This is a genomic window from Kitasatospora sp. NPDC043950, assembly GCF_056435345.1.
In genome coordinates this window covers 1-5,228 of record NZ_JBWKER010000121.1, presented here as the reverse complement: position 1 = coordinate 5,228, position 5,228 = coordinate 1, and the positions used below count along the sequence as shown (strand labels likewise).

The following is a 5,228-nucleotide window of genomic DNA, read 5'->3' as shown; positions in this document are numbered from 1 at the left end:
GCCCCCCCCTCCCCCCCCCCCCCCCCCCCCCCCCCCCCCCCCCCCCCCCCCCCCCCCCCCCCCCGCTCCCCCCCCCGCCACGGGGTTTTCGGGGTGGGCGGGCGTTCGCGGGGCAGGTGGGGACGTGCCGTAGGCTCACCTGAAATCGCTGCGCCGTAGCCGCGCGGACCACCAGCGTGGCGGGGAGTACCCAGAGCAGATGAGCACGGCATCGAGCACCGAGTCGTCCAGCACCGAGCCCGGCGCGCCCGCGGCGCCGGAGGCGGAGCGGCCCGCGGAGCGCTCCGAGGAGCGGGCGGGCCGGCGGCCCGGGCGGTTCGGCGCCCTGGTGGAGCGCTTCGCGCCCGCGCTCGGGGCGTACGCGGTGGTCAAGGCCATCGGCCTCACGGTCTTCATGCTGCTGCTGTCGCACACCGGGGACTACCTCAAGAAGAACCCGGGCCGCGGCGGCGGCGCCCAGCCGTGGGACGTGCTGGGCACCTGGGACGGCGTCTGGTACCAGCGGATCGCCGAGAACGGCTACGACCCGCAGCTGCTCCCGATGCACGGCTGGCCGCTGGCCTCCTACTACGAGAACTCGGCCGCCTTCTTCCCGCTCTACCCGTGGCTGATGCGGCTGGTCGGCGCGGTCACCGGGCTCGGCCCGTACGGCTCCGGGATCGCCGTCTCGGTGATCGCCTCGCTCGTCGCGGCGGCGGGGATCTTCGCGATCGCGGAGCGGCTCGGCGGTTTCCGGGCGGGCGTGATCGCCGCGGTGATCTGGGGCCTGTTCCCGGGTTCGGGGGTGGAGTGGGCGGTCTACTCGGACTCGCTGTTCGTCGCGCTGTCCGCCTGGGCCTGCTACTGCGTGATGACCCGCCACTGGCTGACGGCCGGCGTGCTGGCGCTGGTGGCGGGCCTCAACCGGCCGACCGCCGCCGCGCTGATCGCCGCGGTGTCGATCGCCGCGCTGGTGGCGCTGATCCGGCGCACCGACGGGGTGGCCCGGCCGCTGACCGCGATGCTGATCACCCCGTGGGGCCTGATCGGGTACGTCGTCTGGGTCGGCTACCGGATGGGCGACTGGGGCGGCTACTTCAAGCTCCAGCGGGGCGCCTGGAACCGTTACTTCGACGGCGGCGCCTCTACGGTCCGCACCGTCATGGACGTGATCACCGGGCACTGGAACTTCTGGCAGTCCAACCCCATCCCGGACCTGATCGCGATCGCCCTGCTGATCGCCCTGCCCGGACTGCTGGTGCTGCTGTGGCGCACCCGGCCGCCGCTGGTGCTGGTGGTCTACACGGTGCTCACCATCGCCACCGCGCTGAGCAGCAACCAGATCTTCGGCAACATCTCGCGCTACCTGCTGCCGGCCTTCCCGCTGTTCATCGGCCTGGCGGTGGCACTGCGCCGGGTGCGGACGTCCTCGCTGGTCGGCCTGCTCGCGATGCCGGTGGTGGCGGCGGGCTGGTACGCGGGGTATGCGCTGTTCGAGTTGGGCATCCCGTAGACCCGGGGTTGGTTGCCAACGGGATCATCCGGCAGCGGACGGGCCGTTGCTAATCTCGGACGTATGACGACGACCCCGCCCGTGCGCCAGATCCGTGACATCTCCGGCCTGCTGGACCACGCGAGCCACGTGCTGGCGACCCGGATGGCGGCCGCCTTCACCGAGCTCGGGATCACCCCCCGCGCGTACTCCGTGCTGTTCCACGCGCAGGAGACCGAGCGCACCCAGATCCAGCTGGCCGAGCTGTCGGACCTGGACAAGACCACCATGGTGGTCACCGTGGACGAGCTGGAGAAGGCGGGCCTGGCCGAGCGCCGCCCGTCCGCGACCGACCGCCGGGCCAGGATCATCTCCGTCACCGAGGCGGGCGAGCGCGCCGTCGAGCGGGGCACCGCGATCGCCGACCGGGTGCACCGGGAGGTGCTGGAGTCGCTGCCCGGCCCGGAGCGGGACGTGTTCGTGTCGGCGCTGACGCGCCTGGTGGACGGGCCGCTGGCGGAACCGGTGGAGAGCGAACGGGCGGTACGGCGGGCGCGCCGCGCCCGGACGAACTGACGCGAGGTCACATCCCTTCGTCCCGACCGCCGTTCGACGGGCGGGGCGAAGGATTCCGGGAAGTCCTACGGCCAGACCAGGCAGTACAGCTGGTGCCCGGCCTCGTGCAGGCGGTTGGCGAAGTCCTGCCACTCGTGCAGCATGCTGTAGATCACGAAGGCGTCGCGCGGTCCGCGCCGGTCGGGGACGGTGGACCAGATGAAGGCGGCGGCGCCGAGTTCGGTCTCGTCGGCCTTGCGGAGCGGTTCGACGACGTTCTGCGGGAGTTGGACGACGGCGTAGTCGGGGTGCAGCACGACGAGTTCCAGCGGCGGGACCTGGTGCAGCGGGACGCCCTGGATGCCGGTGAGGACCATGGCGCTCATGGTCTCCGGCTTGATCTTGGTGGAGAGGTGGCCGTTGGGGGAGCCGCTGGTCTCCATCAGGTCGCCGAGCCGCCCGAGCGAGCCGAGTTCGCCGGCGTCCAGGCCGAGCCCGCCCGGTCCGAGGGCTGTGGGGACTCTGGCGGCGGTGGCGCGATCCGGTGCGCCGAAGTACTTGTACGTCACCCCCACGCGTCCCTCACCCCGCCTCTCGCCGCCGCGGCGGCCACGACCCGTGCCCGCTCCCTTACCCCCGCGTGCGGTTTCGGCGGGCCTGCGGGAGCCCCCCGCAGCCTCGTCGTAGCCGTCCTGCGCCTCGGACACTCGGACCATCCTCACCGGAATTCGCCGGAATCGACAGACCCCCGCACGTCCGGCGTCCCTCCGGACGTGCTCCTTACCCGTCATGCGCCGCCGTACCCACTCGCGGTACGCAGCAGTCCTCTCCACACCCCTGCACACAACCGGAACACTTGCGCACTCTGAGTGCACAGTCTGACTGGTCCGTGCTCCGGAGCAGTCAGCGGCCCCGTCTGTACGGACCACCGTACAGACAACGGTGCCCGGATCATCGTTCCAGATGATCGGGTCCGACATGCAGAGCTCAAGGACACGATTTGAGACCATGTCTCCCGTGAGCTACCCCTACGAAGCCCCCCAGTCCCAGTCGCTGTTCGACCGCGCCTCCGTCGTGACGCCCGGCGGCGTCAACTCCCCGGTGCGCGCCTTCCGCGCGGTCGGCGGCACGCCGCGCTTCATGGTGTCCGGCGCCGGCCCCTACCTCACCGACGCCGACGGCCGCGAGTACGTCGACCTGGTGTGCTCGTGGGGCCCGATGATCCTCGGCCACGCGCACCCCGCGGTGATCGACGCCGTCCAGCAGGCGGTCACCCGCGGCACCTCCTTCGGCACGCCCGGCCAGGGCGAGGTCGAGCTGGCCGAGGAGATCGTCGGCCGGGTCGCCCCGGTCGAGCAGGTCCGCCTGGTCTCCTCCGGCACCGAGGCCACCATGTCCGCGATCCGGCTGGCCCGCGGCTTCACCGGGCGCGCGAAGGTGGTGAAGTTCGCCGGCTGCTACCACGGCCACGTGGACGCCCTGCTGGCCGCCGCCGGTTCGGGCGTGGCCACCTTCGGCCTGCCGGACACCCCGGGCGTCACCGGCGCCCAGGCCGGCGACACCATCGTGCTGCCCTACAACGACCTGGCCGCCGTCGAGCAGGCCTTCGCCGCCCACCCGGGCGAGATCGCCTGCGTGATCACCGAGGCCTCGCCCGGCAACATGGGCGTCGTCCCGCCGCTGCCCGGCTTCAACGCGGGCCTGGCCCGGCTCTGCCGGACGAACGGCGCGCTGTTCGTCTCGGACGAGGTGATGACCGGCTTCCGCGTCTCCAAGGCCGGCTGGTACGGCCTGGAGGCGGCGAACGAGGGCTGGGCGCCGGACCTGCTGACCTTCGGCAAGGTCATGGGCGGCGGCTTCCCGGCCGCGGCCTTCGGCGGGCGTGCCGACGTGATGGCCCACCTGGCCCCGGCCGGCCCGGTCTACCAGGCGGGCACCCTGTCCGGTAACCCGATCGCCACCGCGGCCGGCCTGGCCCAACTGCGCGGCTGCACCGACGAGGTGTACGCGACCGTGGACAAGGTCGCTGCCGAGATCTCCGGCCTGGTGTCGGAGGCGCTCACCAAGGAGGGCGTGACGCACCGGCTGCAGACCGCCGGGAACATGTTCTCGGTGTTCTTCACCGAGGCCGCCGTCACCAACTACGACGAGGCCAAGACCCAGGAGGCGTACCGTTTCACCGCCTTCTTCCACGCGATGCTCGCCGAGGGTGTCTACCTGCCGCCGTCCGCCTTCGAGTCCTGGTTCGTCTCGGCGGCCCACGACGAGCGGGCGATCGAGCGGATCGCCGCCGCCCTTCCGGCCGCCGCCCGCGCGGCCGCCGCGGCCACGGTCTAGGCCGGACAGGACCCAGGCCCCGATCCATCCCTGCGAGCCCCAGGAGTACTGAGAAGTGAGCGCCAAAGAGATCACCGTCGTCCATCTGATGCGGCACGGTGAGGTGCACAACCCGGAGGGCATCCTGTACGGGCGCCTGCCGGGCTACCGGCTGTCCGAGCTGGGCCGGGAGATGGCCGAGCGGGTCGCCGAGGACCTGGCCGGCCGGGACATCACCCACGTGGTGGCGTCCCCGCTGGAGCGGGCCCAGGAGACCGCCGGGCCGATCGCCAAGGCGCACGGCCTGGACGTCGCGGCGGACGAGCGGCTGATCGAGGCGGACAACATCTTCGAGGGCAAGACCTTCGGCGTCGGAGACGGCTCGCTGCGGAACCCGGGCTACTGGAAGTACCTCACCAACCCGTTCAAGCCCTCCTGGGGCGAGCCCTACCTCGACCAGGTGGTGCGGATGATGGGCGCGCTCGGCGCCGCCCGGGACGCCGCGCGCGGGCACGAGGCGGTCTGCGTCAGCCACCAGCTGCCGATCTGGATCGTCCGCTCCTTCGTCGAGCGCCGCCGGCTCTGGCACGACCCGCGCCGCCGGCAGTGCTCGCTGGCCTCGCTGACCAGCTTCACCTTCGAGGGCGACAAGATCGTCTCGGTCGGCTACCGCGAGCCGGCCCGCGACCTGTTGCCCGCGCACCTGATCGGCAAGGGCGGCAAGGACAAGCCGGTGGGCAAGAGCTTCGGCGCGTGAGTCCGCGGGGCCGTTGGTAAACCCCGCGTAAGTATGGGATCGGGGGGGGGGGGGGGGGGGGGGGGGGGGGGCGGCCCCCCAGGGGGGGGGGGGGGGGGGAGGGGCGGGGGGGAGACCGAAAAAACCCCC

General features: G+C 72.5%; 5 protein-coding genes. 4 read left to right on the top strand and 1 reads right to left on the bottom strand.

Going from position 1 to position 5,228, the window contains the following annotated elements; all coding sequences use genetic code 11:
- Positions 1-199: 199 nt before the first annotated feature.
- Both AC07BF_RS37575 and AC07BF_RS37570 read left to right on the top strand, forming a co-directional pair.
- Positions 200-1,492 (top strand): glycosyltransferase family 39 protein, encoded by a 1,293-nt coding sequence (locus AC07BF_RS37575; RefSeq protein ID WP_363579937.1) that lies wholly within the window; start codon positions 200-202, stop codon positions 1,490-1,492.
- 63 nt (positions 1,493-1,555) lie between these two features.
- Entirely contained in the window at positions 1,556-2,047 is a 492-nt protein-coding gene (locus AC07BF_RS37570) for a MarR family winged helix-turn-helix transcriptional regulator (protein ID WP_063348868.1), read from the top strand.
- 65 nt (positions 2,048-2,112) lie between these two features.
- Here AC07BF_RS37570 and AC07BF_RS37565 read toward each other — a convergent pair whose 3' ends face one another.
- The gene (locus AC07BF_RS37565; protein WP_371518320.1) at positions 2,113-2,742 is read right to left on the bottom strand and encodes a hypothetical protein; all 630 of its coding nucleotides are present in this window, start codon (positions 2,740-2,742) and stop codon (positions 2,113-2,115) included.
- A gap of 292 nt (positions 2,743-3,034) precedes the next feature.
- Here AC07BF_RS37565 and hemL point away from each other — a divergent pair, with 292 nt between their 5' ends.
- Both hemL and AC07BF_RS37555 read left to right on the top strand, forming a co-directional pair.
- The gene (gene hemL, locus AC07BF_RS37560; protein WP_363629283.1) at positions 3,035-4,363 is read left to right on the top strand and encodes a glutamate-1-semialdehyde 2,1-aminomutase; all 1,329 of its coding nucleotides are present in this window, start codon (positions 3,035-3,037) and stop codon (positions 4,361-4,363) included.
- Between the two features lie 88 nt (positions 4,364-4,451).
- A complete protein-coding gene (locus AC07BF_RS37555) occupies positions 4,452-5,099 on the top strand; it encodes a histidine phosphatase family protein (protein WP_079136296.1) in 648 nt (215 codons plus the stop codon).
- Positions 5,100-5,228: the final 129 nt, after the last annotated feature.